At 60.6% G+C, this 17002-nt stretch carries 15 protein-coding genes; 10 read left to right on the top strand and 5 right to left on the bottom strand.

Annotation, left to right across the window (positions count from 1 at the left end; translation table 11 throughout):
• The 4 genes from FSO04_RS47285 to FSO04_RS42100 form a co-directional block, all read left to right on the top strand.
• On the top strand, positions 1 to 190 hold a 190-nt coding region (locus FSO04_RS47285; protein ID WP_206753088.1), incomplete at its 5' end, for a hypothetical protein.
• 310 nt (positions 191 to 500) lie between these two features.
• Positions 501 to 1340, top strand: coding sequence for a translesion DNA synthesis-associated protein ImuA (imuA, locus tag FSO04_RS42110; RefSeq protein WP_154567279.1), 840 nt, complete (start codon positions 501 to 503; stop codon positions 1338 to 1340).
• A complete protein-coding gene (locus FSO04_RS42105) occupies positions 1240 to 3042 on the top strand; it encodes a Y-family DNA polymerase (protein WP_154567278.1) in 1803 nt (600 codons plus the stop codon). The genes imuA and FSO04_RS42105 overlap by 101 nt, the downstream gene beginning before the upstream one ends.
• A gap of 5 nt (positions 3043 to 3047) precedes the next feature.
• Complete coding sequence (locus FSO04_RS42100) at positions 3048 to 6662, top strand: error-prone DNA polymerase (protein ID WP_154567277.1); 3615 nt, start codon at positions 3048 to 3050, stop codon at positions 6660 to 6662.
• A gap of 110 nt (positions 6663 to 6772) precedes the next feature.
• Here FSO04_RS42100 and FSO04_RS42095 read toward each other — a convergent pair whose 3' ends face one another.
• Positions 6773 to 7693, bottom strand: coding sequence for a dTDP-4-dehydrorhamnose reductase family protein (locus FSO04_RS42095; protein WP_154567276.1), 921 nt, complete (start codon positions 7691 to 7693; stop codon positions 6773 to 6775).
• 13 nt (positions 7694 to 7706) lie between these two features.
• A complete protein-coding gene (locus tag FSO04_RS42090; RefSeq protein ID WP_154567275.1) occupies positions 7707 to 7925 on the bottom strand; it encodes a heavy-metal-associated domain-containing protein in 219 nt (72 codons plus the stop codon).
• A gap of 123 nt (positions 7926 to 8048) precedes the next feature.
• Between FSO04_RS42090 and cueR the strand changes: the two genes are divergently transcribed.
• The 4 genes from cueR to FSO04_RS42070 all read left to right on the top strand — a co-directional run bounded on the left by cueR (position 8049) and on the right by FSO04_RS42070 (position 10819).
• Positions 8049 to 8471, top strand: a complete 423-nt coding sequence (gene cueR, locus FSO04_RS42085) for a Cu(I)-responsive transcriptional regulator (RefSeq protein WP_154567274.1) — start codon at positions 8049 to 8051, stop codon at positions 8469 to 8471.
• Positions 8472 to 8765: 294 nt separating this feature from the next.
• Entirely contained in the window at positions 8766 to 8912 is a 147-nt protein-coding gene (locus FSO04_RS42080) for a DUF3563 family protein (RefSeq protein WP_074284875.1), read from the top strand.
• Between the two features lie 229 nt (positions 8913 to 9141).
• Positions 9142 to 9495: a hypothetical protein gene (locus FSO04_RS42075; protein WP_154567273.1), complete on the top strand. Its 354-nt coding sequence runs from the start codon at positions 9142 to 9144 to the stop codon at positions 9493 to 9495.
• A gap of 274 nt (positions 9496 to 9769) precedes the next feature.
• Complete coding sequence (locus tag FSO04_RS42070) at positions 9770 to 10819, top strand: ABC transporter substrate-binding protein (protein WP_154567272.1); 1050 nt, start codon at positions 9770 to 9772, stop codon at positions 10817 to 10819.
• Between the two features lie 82 nt (positions 10820 to 10901).
• On the opposite strand, the gene FSO04_RS42065 is transcribed toward FSO04_RS42070, so the two are convergent.
• Together FSO04_RS42065 and FSO04_RS42060 are read right to left on the bottom strand one after the other, a co-directional pair.
• Positions 10902 to 11747: a 23S rRNA (adenine(2030)-N(6))-methyltransferase RlmJ gene (locus tag FSO04_RS42065; RefSeq protein ID WP_054042170.1), complete on the bottom strand. Its 846-nt coding sequence runs from the start codon at positions 11745 to 11747 to the stop codon at positions 10902 to 10904.
• Positions 11748 to 11967: 220 nt separating this feature from the next.
• Positions 11968 to 12939: a potassium channel beta subunit family protein gene (locus FSO04_RS42060; protein WP_154567271.1), complete on the bottom strand. Its 972-nt coding sequence runs from the start codon at positions 12937 to 12939 to the stop codon at positions 11968 to 11970.
• A 222-nt stretch (positions 12940 to 13161) separates the two neighbouring features.
• Here FSO04_RS42060 and FSO04_RS42055 point away from each other — a divergent pair, with 222 nt between their 5' ends.
• Positions 13162 to 13959, top strand: a complete 798-nt coding sequence (locus tag FSO04_RS42055) for a 3-hydroxybutyrate dehydrogenase (RefSeq protein WP_154567270.1) — start codon at positions 13162 to 13164, stop codon at positions 13957 to 13959.
• A 10-nt stretch (positions 13960 to 13969) separates the two neighbouring features.
• Positions 13970 to 15208, top strand: a complete 1239-nt coding sequence (locus FSO04_RS42050) for a DUF3734 domain-containing protein (RefSeq protein ID WP_154567269.1) — start codon at positions 13970 to 13972, stop codon at positions 15206 to 15208.
• Positions 15209 to 15403: 195 nt separating this feature from the next.
• Here the strand turns inward: FSO04_RS42050 and FSO04_RS42045 are convergent, their stop codons facing one another.
• Entirely contained in the window at positions 15404 to 16603 is a 1200-nt protein-coding gene (locus tag FSO04_RS42045) for an amino acid aminotransferase (protein WP_154567268.1), read from the bottom strand.
• Between the last annotated feature and the right edge of the window lie 399 nt (positions 16604 to 17002).

Here is a 17002-nt window from a genome sequence, read left to right as displayed (position 1 = left end):
TTCCCGTGTGAAAGTAGGTAATCGTCAGGCTCCCCAGCAAGACCAGAAACCCCACCCCGCAAAGGTGGGGTTTCTGCGTTTACGCGGCAAAAACCAGCCATCTGAAAACATCGCCACCGTGAGACCCTGTCCGGTGCGGCTCCTGTCCTGCCGGTATCACTCCTTCCCGATCCGCAGCGCGGTCGCGTAACCAGTTGGCTCTTGTCCATTCCGCGGCATGCATGCGCAGGCTCTCTGCTCTTCTCATCCCTCCCGGAGCACGTGAAATCGGGCCCTTTGCCTAGCGGCAGCGCCAAAAGGTAGCTCTCCCGCAGGCGAAAAATCTGCAACAAAAATAGCTTCACCACCCCTTTTTATTTCCCTCCTGCGCGCGCTTCGTCGCATCGCCTTGCCTTAACATCCGCCACAGAATACTGTATAAATATACAGTGAAAACTCGTCACCCCATGCGTGCCCGATGCCGGGCAGGGTGGAGTATTCCCTATTGAACGAGCGTGTCTATGGCAGCAGCGATTCATCTGGCGACGACAGCGTTGTCGTCGCAATTGCGGCGTCAGGTGTGGCAGGGCAATGAGCTTGCCGAGGCGGACTCGCGGGTGATTTCCAGCGGCTATGCTGCGCTGGATCAACTGCTGCCTGGGCAGGGCTGGTCGGCCGGCGGCCTGACAGAGTTATTGATTGAGCACGGAGGAGTCGGCGAACTGCGCCTGCTGGCCCGCGCGCTTCGGCATCTTACGGCACAAGCCGAACGGCACGTCATGCTCGTGGCGCCCCCTTACCAGCCCTGTGCTTCGGCATTGAGGGCCTGGGGTATCGATGTCGAACGCGTCTTATGGGTGCGCTCGAGTGAAGACCAGTCTCTGTGGGCCGCTGCTCAAGCGTTGAAGCAGGATGGCATCGGCGCAGTGCTGGTATGGCTGCCGAATGCGCGCGCCGATAAGGTTCGGCGTCTGCAGGTGGCGGCTCAGGAGTCGGCATCGTTGGCATTTTTGATCCGGCCTGTCGAGGCAGCCACGCAATCTTCGCCGGCGCCATTGCGGATGATCTGCGAGCCGCTCTTGCCGGCCAATGCGCAGACGATCAATCGTCGTCAATGGTTGCAGGAGATTGGTATTTCGATCGACATCTTCAAGCGCCGCGGCCCGCCGCTAGCGGAACCCCTGCGTCTCATTTTGCCATTACAAAGCGTCTTGTTGCCGGAAAGCGGAATCGGTAGCAATCAAGGACGAGAGATCAAACATGTTGTGGATCGCAGTCACATTGCCACTCTTGTCGCTGGAAGCGGTGAAGCCTCTCGAACCGCTTCCGGATGGTTCGCCCGCGAAGCCGAATCGGTGTGAATCCGGCGAGACAAGCCAACCTCCGGGGGCCGACAGCGTCACCGAGGCGCGTTGCTATGCGCTGGCCGACCACGCGCACATCCTGATGCCGGATTTCGACGCATTGCGTGCCGGGGTGCATGCGGGTCAGTCGCGCTCGTACGCATTGGCCTTGGCGCCCGGTCTCAAGATGCTTGCCGCAGACACAGCCCGCGAAACTCAGGCGTTCGAAGCGATGGCGCTCGCTTTGCTGACGTACACACCGAAGGTGTCGCTCGGGCACGCGCATACCTTGTTGCTGGAAGTCGGCTCCGGCTTGCGGTTATTTGGCGGCTTGCGCGCGTTGTTGTCTCTGGTGTCCGCGACGGTGGCTGAATTCGGCTATACGGCGCGCATCGCGTGTGCACCGACAGCCTGGGGAGCGTGGTTGTTGGCTCAGGCGCACGCCGATCGGCAGGGGCATCGTTGGCATGTGATAAAGGAAACGTCGCTTGCGCGGGTCCTCGACCGCTTATCCGTGTTGTTGTTGCCGGTTTCGCAGGCGGATCGCGATGCGTTTACGCATGTCGGTTGCGCGACGCTGGCCGATTTGCGGCAATTGCCAAGGTCGGGTGTCGTGCGGCGTTTCGGCAGCGGCATTCTGGATCTGCTGGCGCAGGCGTATGGTGCGCGCCCGGATCCGCGCGAATCGTTCCGCGCGCCGGCATCGTTTCATGCTCAGTTGGAGTTGCCGTCGCGGGTCGATAGTGCCGATGCATTACTGTTTGCCGCGCGTCGGCTGATTGTGCAACTGGCCGGATGGTTGAGCGCGCATCATGCAGCGCTCAGTGGATATACGTTGTTGCTCGAACATGAATTGGCATCCCGCCATGCTCCGAAGACGTCGAGTCTGAAGGTCGCTTGGGCCATACCGTCGCGTGATGCCGAGCATCTGATCTGGCTGTTGCGTGAGAAGTTGAATCAGACGGTTCTGGTGGCGCCCGTGATCGAGTTGAAGCTGGTCGCGGATCAGATCGGCGAGTATGCAGGGCGGTCGGACACTTTGTTTCCAATGCCCGAATCAGACGGCGATTCGATTGCACGTCTGCTTGAACGCTTGAGCGCGCGTTTGGGGCCGGAGAACGTGTTGCAGATGTCGGTGCAGGACGATCATCGGCCCGAGCGGGCAATGCGCGTCGAGGCCTACCAGGCGCAAGCGTTTTCGCGCAAGAAGCGTTCGTCTGCGAAGACTAAGACAAAAATCAAAGCGGATAAAACCTGGCTGACCGATGAGTTGCAGCACGCTGCATTGGAGAGCGTGCGCGCAGACGACGATGCGGCGAGACAAGCGGAACAGGCGGAACGCACAGCACATCCAGAGCACCCAGAGTACATATCCCGCGAGTCCGAAAAAGCGAGTGACGCTAAAAGCAGCCGCCTATTCGTAATACAACCGGCCGATGCTCAAACCTCACTCGATCTGCCCGACAGTGCATTGCCATCGCAGCCTCGCCCCGTCTGGATGCTCGACAAACCGCTGCGCCTGATGATGCGCGACCAGCGGCCGATCTATCGTCGGCCGCTGAAAATGCTCACGCGTACCGAACGGATTGAAGCAGGGTGGTGGGACGGTAACCTCGTTGAGCGGGATTACTACGTTGCGGCAGATGATCGTGGCCATATGTTCTGGGTGTACCGGGAACGTCTTGGTGGCGAGTGGTATCTGCAGGGTTTATTCGGCTGAGCATCATGGAAAATTCTCAGCCATCATTCTTGTTAGAGCAGGCGCTTGCGGCCCAATTGCCGCCGTATGCGGAGTTGCATTGCCTGACTAATTTCTCGTTTCTGCGCGGCGCTTCGCATCCGCATGAACTGGTCGAGCAGGCGATGTCGTGCGGCTATAGCGCGCTCGCGATCACCGATGAATGCTCACTGGCGGGCGTCGTACGCGCACACACTGCGGTGAGAGAAATCAGGCAGGAGCGGGACCGCCAGCAGAAGGAGCGCGAAGACAAAGCGAAAGCCGCGCAGGCAGGAACGTCATTAGAAGAAGTAGCAGAGCCGGCGGCTACAACGCCAGCGGATTCAAAACAGGAAGCCTCAAAACAGGAAGCCTCAAAACAAGAAACCCTTGACCACGAGGTACTAAAACCAATCCCTCACCTCATCATCGGCAGTGAACTCAATCTGACCGACGATGCAGGCGAACCGTTCTGCACATTGGTTGCGCTCGCAACCAACCGCAATGGCTACGGCAATCTTTCCGAACTGATCACGCTGGCCCGTTCGCGTGCGGACAAAGGCAGCTATCGCCTCGGTCCATCCGATTTCACCGACTCGCTACCGCATCTAGAGCATCTCAAAGCCTTGCCCGATTGCGTCCTGATCCTAGTGCCGCAGCGCACGGCGACGCTCTCGCACACATTGCGTTGTGCGCACTGGCTGGCATCGTTCGCGCCGCAACGCTCATGGATCGCACTCGAACTCTGGCAAACCGGCAGCGACGATCTTCAGATCGACGCATTGCGAATGATTTCAAAAACGAGTGGTTTGCCTTTGGTGGCAGCAGGGGGCGTCCTGATGCATGTGCGATCGCGCAAGCCGTTACAGGACACCTTGACCGCGATCGGCCTCGTCACACCGCTATCGGCGTGTGGTCACGCGCTCGAGGCCAATGCCGAACGGCATATGCGCACTCGCGTGCGGCTCGGCAAACTGTATCCACGCGACACGCTCGAAGAAACGCTGCGTATCGCCGCCCTATGTCGCTTCTCGCTCGACGAACTCAAGTATGAGTATCCGGAAGAACTGGTGCCCGCCGGTGAATCGCCATCAAGCTATCTGCGCAAACTGGTCATGGCCGGCGCGATGGAGCGCTGGCCGAAAGGAATGGATCTCAAACGAATCGATCAGATCGAAAAAGAGCTGCAACTGATCGCCGACCTGAAATACGAAAAGTACTTCCTGACGGTACAGGATATCGTGAGCTTCGCGCGCTCCAGAAACATACTGTGCCAAGGCCGTGGTTCGGCAGCCAACTCGATCGTATGTTACTGCCTGCACGTGACGGAAATCGATCCGGTGCGCATGAACATGCTGATCGAACGGTTCATCTCGCGCGCGCGTAACGAACCGCCTGATATTGACATCGATTTCGAGCATCAGCGTCGGGAAGAGGTGATTCAATATATCTATGGGAAGTACGGTCGCCATCGCGCTGCGCTCACTGCAACGCTGATCACCTATCATGCGCGCAGTGCGCTGAAGGACGTCGGCAAGGCGTTGGGACTCGAAGCGTCATTGATTGAGCGGATCAGCAAATCGCAGCAATGGTGGGACGGCACGGATGCGGTCGCCAAATATCTGGCCGAAGCGGGCTTCGCTGCCAACTCGCACATCACGCAGAATCTGATTCGCCTTACCAAAGAGTTGCGCAACTTTCCGCGTCATCTGTCGCAACACGTCGGCGGCTTTGTGATTGCGAAAGATAAGCTGTCGCGACTCGTGCCGATTGAGAACGCGACGATGAAAGACCGCAGCGTGATCGAGTGGGACAAGGACGATATCGATGCGCTCGGACTATTGAAAGTCGACGTACTGGCGCTCGGCATGTTGTCGGCGATCCGGCGCGCGCTGGAATTCGTCGCCTTGCGGCGCGGCTTGCCGAAATTCAGGATGCAGGATATTCCGCGCGAGGATCGCGCCGTCTACGAGATGTGCGGTCATGCCGATACGATCGGCGTATTCCAGATCGAATCGCGTGCGCAGCAAAGCATGCTGCCGCGGTTGAAACCGAACAAGTACTACGATCTTGTGATCGAAGTCGCGATCGTGCGGCCCGGGCCGATCCAGGGCGGCATGGTGCATCCGTATCTGCGCCGCAAGCAGGGTCTGGAGGCGGTGGACTACGCTAAGGAGGAGTTACGCCCCGTGCTCGAGCGCACCCTCGGCGTACCGATTTTTCAGGAGCAGGTGATGCACCTCGCGATGGTTGCCGCGCTCTACACTGGTGAGCAGGCCGATCAATTGCGGCGCGCGATGGCCGCATGGCGGCGCAGCGGCAATCTGGCGAAGTATCAGCAGGATCTGACTGACCGCATGTCGGCGCGCGGTTACGAAAAAGAGTTCATCGAGCGCATCTGCAAACAGATCGAAGGCTTCGGCGAATATGGCTTTCCTGAAAGCCACGCGGCAAGCTTTGCCTTGCTCGTCTATCTCAGCGCGTGGTTGAAACGTTATGAGCCGGCCGCTTTTCTTGCAGGATTGCTGAACAGTCAGCCGTTGGGGTTTTATTCACCGTCGCAACTCGTGCAGGATGCCAGGCGTCACGGTGTCCAGGTATTACCGCCTGACGTGACCTTGAGCGATTGGGAGTCGACCTTCGAACAACGTGGTCGCGAAGGGCAGCGGATTTCATCGAGCGAGGCCTGTTTGCGTCGTCAGCAGGGCGCATTGTCCGCACAGCAATTCCGTGACTTGTCGTTGCGGCGCTTCACATTAGCCCGGACGATCAGGCGTGCGGCAAAACAGCTGACCGCACGCGTATTTCAATCTTCGAAAACCTATGGTGCACGCGGTCCGGCAGTACGCATCGGCATGCATCTGATCAAAGGTCTTTCACAGGTAGCGGCCGAACGCATCATGGCGGCTCGTAGCGACGCACAGTTTGCTGACGTCGACGATCTGGCGCGTCGCGCGGCATTGACGCGGCGCGATCTCGAAGCGCTGGCCGCGGCGAACGCGCTGGTCAGCATTGCGGGCCATCGGCGCGAAGCGTGGTGGCAGGTGACCGCGCAGCACACGGTACCCAAGCTGCTGCGCGATGCGCCGATCGCGGAAGCGCCGCTGGCATTGCCGCAGGCAGCCGAAAGTCGCGAGATCGTCGACGACTACGCGAGCATCGGCCTCACGCTCAATCGTCATCCGCTCGCGCTATTGCGCGAGCGTCTTGCCAGACAGCGTTTTCGCACGGCGGCAGAACTTGCCGCGTGCGGACACGGCACGCTGGCGCGCGCCTGCGGTATCGTCACTGTGCGGCAGCGGCCGGGCACGGCAAACGGCACCGTGTTCGTTTCCATCGAAGACGAAACCGGTTCGATCAACGTGATCGTCTGGCCGGCGCTGGTGGAAAAGCAACGCAAGGTGCTGCTGGGTTCGTCATTGCTGGCGGTGTATGGCGTCTTGCAGCGTGACGATGGCGTTTCTACCGGCGGTGACAGCGCCGGCAATGTGATGAACGCAAATAAAGCGGGCAACGCGAAACGGAAACAGAAGGGCGAGGTGATCCATCTCGTCGCGCATCGACTTGAAGATCACAGCGACTGGCTCGGCGAACTGGCTACGGCGAGCCGCGATTTTCATTGATGCGGACCAACTGTGGTTAAGCTTGCGGACCCGACGGCAGGTTGGCGTGTCGCCGGGCCGGAGAAACGCGAGCAGTACCTGCCGTCGTTATCAAGCTCGTTGCAGGGCAGCTACGCCGCCGTCTCGCCCCGCCACGGAAATGCGGCCAGCACTTGCCGGATCGCAACGTCGAACGGCGTGCGGCGGCCAATGCCGAGCGCCTCGAGCCGGTCCGACGCCAGGTGGCAGTTATGCGGGCGCGGCGTCGCGTCGGTGGGCGTATGTTTTGGCGTCAGTTGCGCATCGAGTTGCAGCGCTTCGGCCAGCCGCACGGCGATTTCATACTTGTTCATCGGCTCATCCCCCGACCATTGCACGATGCCGCAGATCGCATCGCCACGCGCATGCCGTTCGAGCATCTGCCGGATCACGAACGCGACGTCCGGTGTAAAGGTCGGGAAGCGAATCGCCCATGCATCCATGACGGCGGCCTTGCCCTCGCGTGAAGCCGACGCGGCAATCGCCGGCACGAGACTCGTCACCGCCGATTCTGCCCAATCGACGATCGGCCCATAGAGCAGCGGCAAACGCAGTATGCAGCCGAGATCGGTGGATTCCGTCAGCGCTCGCTCGCCTTCGAGTTTGCTGCGCCCATAGGCATTGAGCGGCGCGGGCGCGGAATCGTACTGATAGGGCGGGTGCGTGCCGTCGAACACGTAATCGGTTGAGATCGAGAGCGCCCAAGCGCCGCGCCGCTTTGCCGCCGCGGCCAGGGTGCGCACCGCATCGACGTTCAACGCCCGGGCGAGCGCCGGATCGTGCTCGCATACATCAGGCCGACGCTCCGCCGCGGCAATCACGAGCGCGTCCGGTGCTTCGCGCTCGACAAATTGCTCGACCGCCCGCGCATCGCGAATATCCAGCGCGACCGTGTTCGGCCCCGGCCGGCTGAACGCCGTGGCGACAACTTGCCAATCTGCCTGCTGTGCCAGTTCGTCGACGAGAGCCCGGCCAAGCAGTCCGGAAGCACCAATGACCGCAACTTTGAACATGACGGTCGCTCGTTTAGCGGGCTGGGCCGCTGGTCACGCCGGTCACCGTGTAACCGGCCTCGTCGATTGCGGCTTTGAGCGTGTCAACCGGTTGTGCCGATTCGACCGCCACGCGGCCGGATGCCAGATCGACCTGGACTTTAGCGGCGCCATCGTGTTCACGGATTGCGTTCGTGACCGCCGCCACGCAATGCTGGCAGCTCATGCCTTCTACCTGGAATTCGATCGTCATCGGGATTGCCTTGAAAAAATGAATGTTGCGATGCTTGAATTATGCCTGCCGATGCGCAATTGAGTGGCTGACCTTCCCACTATGGGAAGGTGTACGATCGACGCACACCCTGGGGAAACAGTCATGAACATCGGTGAAGCGGCCCGTGCGTCGGGCGTCACGGCGAAGATGATTCGCTACTACGAAAGCGTGGGCCTGCTGGCAGCGAAGGCGCGCACGAGCGCCGGCTATCGCGTATACGGGCCGCAGGAGGTCCATTCGCTGCGTTTTATCCGGCAGGCGCGCCGTCTTGGTTTTCTGGTCGAAGACATCCGCCGCTTGCTGGCGCTGTGGCACGACCGGTCGCGCGCCAGTGCCGAAGTGAAGACGATTGCGTTGGAGCACGTTGCGGAGCTCGATCGCCGCATCGCCGAACTGACCGACATGCGCGACACATTGGCGCATCTGGCGGACCATTGTCACGGCGACGAGCGCCCGGATTGCCCGATTATCGAGCGGCTCGCCGATACCGATCTGGTGTCGGGGAAGGGTTGTCACTCGATTTGAAAGCGCGAAGTGCAACCTGTCGAGGGCGTTATCGCAACCGAGCCTCAAAAAGCACCTGAATGGTGCAAATTAATATGGGGCAGTATCAATCGTCGCAAAAAAGCCGTCTTGAATTTAGATAAATCAACGACTTAAGTGCACCACGAGCGTGCACCATTCCAAAACGGAATGCACGTCATGCGGGCATTTCACTAGCAAGGTTGCACCATAAGGCTATAATCAGGGTTAACCCTTTTACGGGAAATCCCTGATGCAGAACTCACCGGGGATTCAATCTGATCCTTGGAGAACATCATGTTTGCATACGTACTTGAAAAGCTGAGCACCTGGTTTGAAACTGCAGAACGCAGCCGTCGTGAAGCCTATCTGGCGTCGTCGTCGGATATCGTTCAGCTCGAACAGCGCATCCGCTCGCTCGAAACCAATGGCTATTCGCTGTAAGTTTCAACTGCATCAAGTTTGACCCGGCAGCGCTCGTGCGCAGCCATTGCAGTAAAGTGTTGAGCCCCGTATAGACGGGGCTTTGTCACATCTGGACCACAAGAATTTCACGGCAAGTGGCGCTTCAAGGCGACTCATGGCCAATAACGACTAGCCTGACGGTTGCCGTCGCGGTAAGGTAAAGCGCTTTCTGCGCAATCCGGCATTCTCAAACTCAACCGGTCCGCCCATGCTTCCTGTCCACTCGCTCAAATCCGTCCTGGCCATGACTGCCGCAGCCTCGCTGACAACGGTTTTTGCCGTATCGGCTACATTCGCCGCGTCGAGCAATACCGCTCGCAAGCCCGTGATACTCGACTCGCAGAGCGGCATCAGCGACGGGCAGAGCGGCACCGTGCTGCAGACCGCGCCGCTCTCGCGGCAGCCGATCGTAGGGGCGCAGCCTATCGCAACGCCCACGGAGCTGGCGCCGAATTCGTCGATACCGTTCGTTGTCGCGCCCTACATCCCGGTGCCTGTCGGCGGCGGCACGCCGTCGCCACAACCGCAGCCGCAAACTCGTCCCGTGCCCCGGTCGCAATAAGCCGCAATAAGGGTCTCCGGCGCGATATCTCCCGGTAGTTCTTTTCCACCCATCCGTTGACGCTTCGAGCGGCGGGTTCTCTGTCGTGCTGCCGCATGTGCATGCGCGTCTTCCGCTAACGCGCGAGACACTAAATACGCCATTCGGGTTTCGATGCATGGCGTGCGCGACACCGTCCGACGACAATCGTTGCGCGCTCTCTCGCCAACGATGTGGACCATGCATCATGCGCAGCGCCATCGCATCGAATGAAAACAGAACAAGGAGACATCACATGCCTACTCACTGGATGCGGCGTGCCGCCAGCACTTGCGCCACGTTGCTCGCGCTGAGCGTACCCGCGGCGCTACCAGGTGCCGCGCTCGCCAAAGACACTCCGGAAAAACCCACGTTGACGATGGCTGTTGGCGGCTTGCCGGGCCTTTACTATTTGCCGGTACTCGCCGCACAGCAGTTGGGCTACTTCAAGGACGAAGGGCTGGACGTCACGCTCGAAGATTTTGCAGGCGGGTCGAAGGCGTTGGAAGCGGTCGTGGGGGGCAGTGCCGACGTGGGCGCCGGCGCATTCGAGCACACGCTGTTCATGCAGGCAAAGGGGCAACACTACCGCGCGTTCGTGCTGATGGGACGCGCGCCGCAGATCGTTGTCGCGGTGTTGAAGTCGAAGGCGGATCAGATCAAGACATTGGCGGACTTCAAGGGGGCCAAAGTCGGCGTGAGCGCGCCGGGTTCGTCGACGGATCTGGTACTTACCGTGGCTTTGCGCAAGGCAGGTGTGCAGCGCAACGAGATTTCGGCGATCGGCGTGGGCAGCGGCGCCACGGTACTGGCCGCGGTGAGCGGCGGTCAACTCGACGCGCTGTCCAACGTGGATCCGATGATGACCAAGCTGGAGCGTAGCGGCGCGATCAAAGTGCTGGTCGATACGCGTACCGTGAAAGGCACGCAGGAGGTATTCGGCGGACCGATGCCGGCGGCGACGCTCTACGCATCGGAGACTTTCATTCAGAAGTATCCGAAGACGACACAGGCGCTCGCCAATGCGATCGTGCGCGCGGACCACTGGTTGCAGACCGCGAGCGATGCCGACTTGCTGAAGATGGTGCCGCCGGCCTATTTGCTCAACGATTCGGCACTCTATGTGGAGGCATTCCACAACGTGCGCGACGCGTATTCGCCGGACGGCTTGATGCCCGCGGATGGTCCGGCGACTTCATTACGCGCCTTGTCGTCGTTCGATAACCGCCTCGATCCGAAAAAGATCGATCTGAACGCAACCTATACCAACGACTTCGCCCGCAAGGCAGCGGCGCAACTCAAGTAAGGAGTTTGGTGGTGGGTGATTTACCCGGTCGCGCACGTGTCATACCGCTGGCTAAGGCGCCCACGTGCGGCCCGGGGCGTGCTCAATCCCCGCGATATTCGACCTTGAACTGCGCGGCCTTGTCCTCGCCGAGCGCCTCGACCAGCCAGGGCATCTGGTCTTTCAGCGTTTTTGCCAGCGTATACGGCGGATTCAGGATGAACATGCCACTGCCGAACAACCCGAAGCCGTCGGTCGGCGGATTGCTGACGGTCAGGCTCACATGCAGCCAGTTGCGCTCCTGCAGCTTCTTCAACTGATCGGGGAAGCGCTGCGATTCAAGGCGTCTTACCTGCGGATACCAGACCGCGTAGGTGCCGGTCGGAAAGCGCTTCAGGCTTTCTTCGACGCAGCGCAGCGTGCGCGTGTAGTCGCGCTTGTCTTCGTATGACGGATCGAGCAGCACCAGCGCGCGGCGCGGCGCCGGCGGCAGCAACGCGAGGATGCCGTCGAAGCCGTCGCCCGCATAAAGCATTGCGCGACGGCCCGCGTCGCGGAAGTTGTGGCGCAGCACGTCGATTTCAGTGGTGTGCAGTTCGAACAGGCGCATGCGGTCCTGCTCGCGCATCTGCCGCCACGCGATGTACGGCGAGCCTGGGTAGAAGCGCAACTGGCCGTCCGGATTCAGCGCGCTCACTTCGTCAACGTACTCTGCGAAGACCGACGGCAGATCGTTACGCTCCCATAGTTTGGCGATACCGGTCTGGAACTCACCGGTTTTCGTCGCGTAGCCTTCCTTCAGCGAATAGACGCCGGCGCCCGCGTGCGTGTCGATATACCAGTAGGCTTTGTCCTTCTGGCCGAGGTAGCGCAGTAGCTGCAACACGACGGCGTGTTTCAGAACGTCGGCGTGATTGCCTGCATGAAAGGCGTGGCGGTAGCTGAGCATGATGAGGAAACACTGAAAGAGGGCGTGCCGGTCCACGGCGGATTCGGCGATGCGAGTGCAATGCGGCAGCACAACTGAAGTGCGGCGCGGTCGCGTATTGTACGCGACGCCGCGTTGCACCCCGCAGTGCGTTGCGCGCGACATAGCCCCGATGGTGCGCGGGCCATGCTCCGCGGACCGGACCGGTCCAATCGGGGCTGGACCGGTCCGGCGCGGTCGATCAGTCGTAGGCGTCGCCGATGATCGCCTCGATCCGCTCTTTGATCTCCGGCGTGATCCGTTCCGCCACCTCGGCGGATTTCATGTTCTCGCTGATCTGTTCGACGCGCGACGCGCCGGTGATCACGGTGCTCACATTCGGATTCTTCAGAATCCATGCAATCGCCAACTGGCCGATCGTGCAGCCCAGCTCGTCGGCCACTTCGCCCAGCTTGCCGACCACGTTGTTTTTGCCGGCATCGGTGACCTGCTTGCGCAGCCAGTCGTAGCCTTGCAGTTGCGCACGGCTATCGGCAGGTACGCCGTCGCGGTACTTGCCGGTGAGCAGGCCGGACGCGAGCGGGCTCCAGGTGGTCAGCCCAAGGCCGATATCCTCGTAAAGCCGCTTGTATTCCTGCTCGACGCGCTTGCGGTGGAACAGGTTGTACTGCGGCTGCTCCATGACCGGTTTGTGCAGATGATGGCGTTCAGCAATCTCGTAAGCGGCGCGGATTTCGTCGGCGCTCCATTCGGATGTGCCCCAGTACAGGGCCTTGCCGCGCGTGATCATGTCGCTCATGGCCCAGACGGTTTCTTCGACCGGCGTGTTCGGGTCAGGACGATGACAGAACACCAGATCGACATAATCGAGTTGCAGGCGTTTGAGCGATGTGTCGATGGCGTTCAGCAGATATTTGCGGTTCAGCGTGTGGTACTGGTTCGGCGCTTCGTTGAGACCCCAGAAAAATTTCGTCGATACCACATAGCTCACACGCGGCCATGTCAATTCCTTGAGCGCCTGGCCCATGATTTCTTCGGATTGGCCGGCGGCGTACACCTCGGCATTGTCGAAGAAGTTGACTCCCGCATCGCGCGCGGCTGCGAGCGACTCGCGCGCTGCACGATGATCTACCTGATTGCCGTAGGTGACCCATGAGCCGATGGACAGTTCGCTGACTTGCAGGCCCGAACGGCCCAGACGTCGATAATTCATGCATTCCTCCTTGGTAGTGATGCCGCCGGAATCCCGCTGAAACGTCCAGTTTAAAGAGATAAGGCTCGATGTGCAGTTTACGGATGCAGTTCACACGGTTCATGCACAATAGCAGCGTTGGCCGCAGTGCAGCATTCGGCTGAACGGTCTATGCCGTTTGGCTGGCTTCACGCCGCCTGCGGTCCGTGGTCTCATTGCTCATCAACTGCATGGAGGTTCTGGATGTCGTCACTGAACACGAATCTGAATGGCAAGGTTGCGGTGGTTACGGGCGCCGCGAGCGGCATCGGCAAGCAGATTGCGCTCACGCTTTCCGCCGCGGGCGCGGCGGTCGCGATCGCCGACCTGAACCAGGACGGCGCCAATGCCGTCGCTGAAGAAATCAAACAGGGCGGCGGCAAGGCAATCGGCGTGGCAATGGACGTCACGAACGAAGACGCCGTCAACCAGGGCATAGATAAAGTCGCGGCGGAACTCGGCTCGATCGATATTCTGATTTCCAACGCCGGCATCCAGATCGTCAATCCGATCGAAAACTATTCGTTTTCCGACTGGAAGAAGATGCAGGCCATCCATGTGGACGGCGCCTTCCTCACCACCAAGGCCGCGCTCAAGCACATGTACAAAGACGATCGCGGCGGCATCGTGATCTACATGGGTTCGGTCCATTCGCACGAAGCGTCGCCGCTGAAGTCCGCCTATGTGACGGCCAAGCATGCGCTGCTGGGGCTCTCACGCGTACTGGCCAAGGAAGGCGCGAAACACAATGTGCGCTCGCATGTGGTGTGTCCGGGTTTCGTGCGTACGCCGCTGGTCGACAAGCAGATTCCCGAGCAGGCCAAGGAGCTCGGCATCAGCGAAGAAGACGTGATCAAGCGCGTGATGCTGGGCGGCACGGTCGACGGCATCTTCACCACGGTGGAAGACGTCGCGCAGACAGTGCTGTTCCTGTCAACTTTCCCGACTGCGGCGCTGACCGGCCAGTCCTTTATTGTGAGCCATGGCTGGTATATGCAATAAGGAGGCGCCCATGGCGCAACGCAATCTCAAGCGGGCGCGCGTTGGCGCGCCCGGCGGCGGGGAAGGCGAGGGCGCCGGTCCGGCGCCCGCCGTGCATCCCGGCAAGAATCTCCAATTGCCGAACTACGAAACCGTCGCGTTGATGCTGCAGGGCGGTGGCGCACTCGGCGCCTATCAGGCCGGCGTCTTTCAGGGACTTTACGAAGCCGGCATCGAGCCGAACTGGCTCGCCGGCATTTCGATCGGCGCGCTGAATACGGCCATCATTGCCGGCAATCCGCCGGAGAAACGCGTCGAGCGGCTGCTGCAATTCTGGGAGACGATCTGCCAGCCGGCATTCGGGCCGCCGTTGCCGGCCTTTATCGAGCACGCGTTGTTCAATTCCAGTGAAGCCGTTCGCAAGGCCTTCACGGCGACTCAGGCGATGGGCGCGATCATGGAAGGGCAAAAGGGCTTTTTCGTGCCGCGTTTCCCGCCACCGTTGCCCACCGTCTCCGGCCCGCCGCAAACGGCGAGCTACTACGACACCACGCCGCTCAAGGCCACGCTTGAAGCGCTCTGCGACTTCGACCGCATTAATTCCGGTGAGACGCGTGTGTCGGTGGGTGCGGTGAATTGCGGTACGGGTAACTTCGCCTACTTCGATAACACGCATACGAAACTGAGGCCTGAGCATTTCATGGCGTCAGGCGCGTTGCCGCCGGGTTTCGCGGCGGTCGAAATCGACGGCCAGTTCTACTGGGACGGCGGTTTGATGTCGAACACGCCGCTCTACGAGGTGATTCAGACCACGCCGCGTCGCGATACGCTCGCGTTCCAGGTCGATCTGTGGAGCGCAGTCGGGCCGGTGCCGGACAACATCACTGATGTTCAAGGCCGCATGAAAGACATCCAGTACTCGAGCCGCACACGTCTCGTGACCGATATGCTGCAACGTTCGCAGCGTTTCCGGCATGTGCTGCGCGAGGTGCTCGATCGCGTGCCGTCCGACCAGCGCGACGATCCGTGGTGCAAGCTGGCGGATGATCTATCGTGTTCGAAGCGCTACAACGTGATCCACCTCATCTATCGGGAGAAGGAATACGAAGGGCACTTCAAGGACTTCCAGTTCGGCCTCTCTACAATGCGTGAGCATTGGAAAAGCGGTCTGGACGATATCCGGCAGTCGCTCGCGCAACCCGATTGGCTCGACATGCCTGATAACGACGCAGGGTTTGTCACGCACGATATCCATCGGGATTCCCGCTGAAACGGCCGTAGGTGCCAAAGTAGTGCCGGTAGCGGGACGCAATCGGCAGGTGACACTCACACGTCCAGCAACAGTCCATCAATAAAAAACGGCGCCCGAAAGGGCGCCGTTTCTACAAGCAGCTCAAGCAATTCAAGTTCGAGCAGCAACAGCCAAGCAAAGCGCGGGCAACAAACGCTCGCGCTCCAAAACGCCTTACTTCAGCACGTGAGCGACCGCGTTAGCCACCACGTCGAGGTTGCGCGTATTCAGCGCAGCCACGCAGATGCGGCCCGTGCTCACAGCGTAGATGCCGAATTCTTCGCGCAGACGGTCCACTTGCGGCGCCGTCAGACCCGAATACGAGAACATGCCGCGTTGTGCGTTCACGAAGCTGAAATCGCGATCCACGCCACTGGCCTTCAGACGTTCGACCAGACCGTTGCGCATTGCGCGGATACGGTCACGCATTTCGGCGAGTTCGCTTTCCCACATGGCGCGCAGTTCAGCCGATGCGAGTACCGCAGCAACCACCGAGCCGCCGTGCGTCGGCGGGTTCGAGTAGTTCGTGCGGATTACGCGCTTCAGTTGCGACAGCACGCGAGCCGATTCTTCCTTGCTTGCCGTGATGATCGACAGGGCGCCGATACGCTCGCCGTACAGCGAGAACGACTTCGAGAACGACGACGACACGAACACGTTCAGTTCCGATGCCGCGAACAGACGGACCGCTGCAGCGTCGGATTCGATGTTGTCGCCGAAACCCTGATAAGCGATGTCGAGGAACGGCACCAGATCGCGCGCCTTGACGACTTCGACGATCTGCTTCCACTGGTCGACAGTCAGGTCGACGCCGGTCGGGTTGTGGCAGCACGCGTGCAGCACGACAACCGTGCCCGCTGCATAGCTGTTCAGCGCGCTCAGCATGCCTTCGAAGTTCACGCCGTGCGTGTGCGCGTCGTAGTACGGATAGTTCACGACTTCGAAGCCGGCGCTTTCGAACAGCGCGCGGTGGTTTTCCCAGCTCGGATCGCTGATCGCGACCTTGGCGTTCGGGTTCACACGCTTCAGGAAATCAGCGCCGATTTTCAGCGCGCCCGTGCCGCCCAGTGCTTGCGCCGTCACGACGCGGCCCGCGGCGATCAGTGGCGAGTCGTTGCCGAGCAGCAGTTTCTGCACGGCAGCGTCGTAGGCAGCGATGCCTTCGATCGGCAGATAGCCACGCGGCAGCGCGGCTTCGACGCGTGCCTTTTCCGCGTCGCGCACGGCGCGCAGCAGCGGAATCTTGCCTTCTTCATTGAAGTACACACCAACGCCAAGGTTGACCTTGGTGGCGCGCGCATCGGCGTTGAAGGCTTCGTTCAGGCCCAGAATCGGGTCGCGGGGAGCAAGTTCGACGGCGGAGAACAGAGACATGATGGATGGGCAGCAGTTGTGAAAAGAGGGCGGCTTCAAGCGCGGGCGGCCCGGCCAACGGTGTCTGACGGACAATTCAGACGGCGGGCGGGCATCGGCGAGCGAGCGCAACTTGCCATTGTAGCGAATTCACGGGCGTTTTTCGGGCGACAAAGCCTGCTGGAGCGAATTATTTGCTTGAAAAACAGGCACTCCGGTGTCATGTCGTCGTAGCGGATTTGCGTAGGACGAAGCCGCCGAAGGCCGAACAGCGGCCTAGAGCCGACGGGAAATCGCCTCTGCATCGACCGCCTGGCGTGCCTCCCTCCACCCCCGCAATCCCTACGCCGACCCGCTCAGCCCGGGTTCCCGCAACCCGTTAGAATAGTTCTTTGCCCAAGGCCCGGTGCCGCCCCCATG

It is taken from the genome of Paraburkholderia madseniana (assembly GCF_009690905.1).
Classification (GTDB): Bacteria; Pseudomonadota; Gammaproteobacteria; order Burkholderiales; family Burkholderiaceae; genus Paraburkholderia; species Paraburkholderia madseniana.
Note: the sequence above shows the minus strand (reverse complement) of the source record. Positions and strands in the feature narration are given on the sequence as shown.

Coding starts and splice junctions, on each gene's coding strand:
- FSO04_RS42065 (WP_054042170.1), bottom strand. CDS start 11,747: ATGCTCAGCTACCGCCACGCCTTTCATGCAGGCAATCACGCCGACGTT.
- FSO04_RS42060 (WP_154567271.1), bottom strand. CDS start 12,939: ATGAATTATCGACGTCTGGGCCGTTCGGGCCTGCAAGTCAGCGAACTG.
- imuA (WP_154567279.1), top strand. CDS start 501: ATGGCAGCAGCGATTCATCTGGCGACGACAGCGTTGTCGTCGCAATTG.
- FSO04_RS42100 (WP_154567277.1), top strand. CDS start 3,048: ATGGAAAATTCTCAGCCATCATTCTTGTTAGAGCAGGCGCTTGCGGCC.
- FSO04_RS42075 (WP_154567273.1), top strand. CDS start 9,142: ATGCTTCCTGTCCACTCGCTCAAATCCGTCCTGGCCATGACTGCCGCA.
- FSO04_RS42090 (WP_154567275.1), bottom strand. CDS start 7,925: ATGACGATCGAATTCCAGGTAGAAGGCATGAGCTGCCAGCATTGCGTG.
- FSO04_RS42050 (WP_154567269.1), top strand. CDS start 13,970: ATGGCGCAACGCAATCTCAAGCGGGCGCGCGTTGGCGCGCCCGGCGGC.
- FSO04_RS42080 (WP_074284875.1), top strand. CDS start 8,766: ATGTTTGCATACGTACTTGAAAAGCTGAGCACCTGGTTTGAAACTGCA.
- FSO04_RS42095 (WP_154567276.1), bottom strand. CDS start 7,693: ATGTTCAAAGTTGCGGTCATTGGTGCTTCCGGACTGCTTGGCCGGGCT.
- FSO04_RS42070 (WP_154567272.1), top strand. CDS start 9,770: ATGCCTACTCACTGGATGCGGCGTGCCGCCAGCACTTGCGCCACGTTG.
- FSO04_RS42055 (WP_154567270.1), top strand. CDS start 13,162: ATGTCGTCACTGAACACGAATCTGAATGGCAAGGTTGCGGTGGTTACG.
- FSO04_RS42105 (WP_154567278.1), top strand. CDS start 1,240: ATGTTGTGGATCGCAGTCACATTGCCACTCTTGTCGCTGGAAGCGGTG.
- cueR (WP_154567274.1), top strand. CDS start 8,049: ATGAACATCGGTGAAGCGGCCCGTGCGTCGGGCGTCACGGCGAAGATG.
- FSO04_RS42045 (WP_154567268.1), bottom strand. CDS start 16,603: ATGTCTCTGTTCTCCGCCGTCGAACTTGCTCCCCGCGACCCGATTCTG.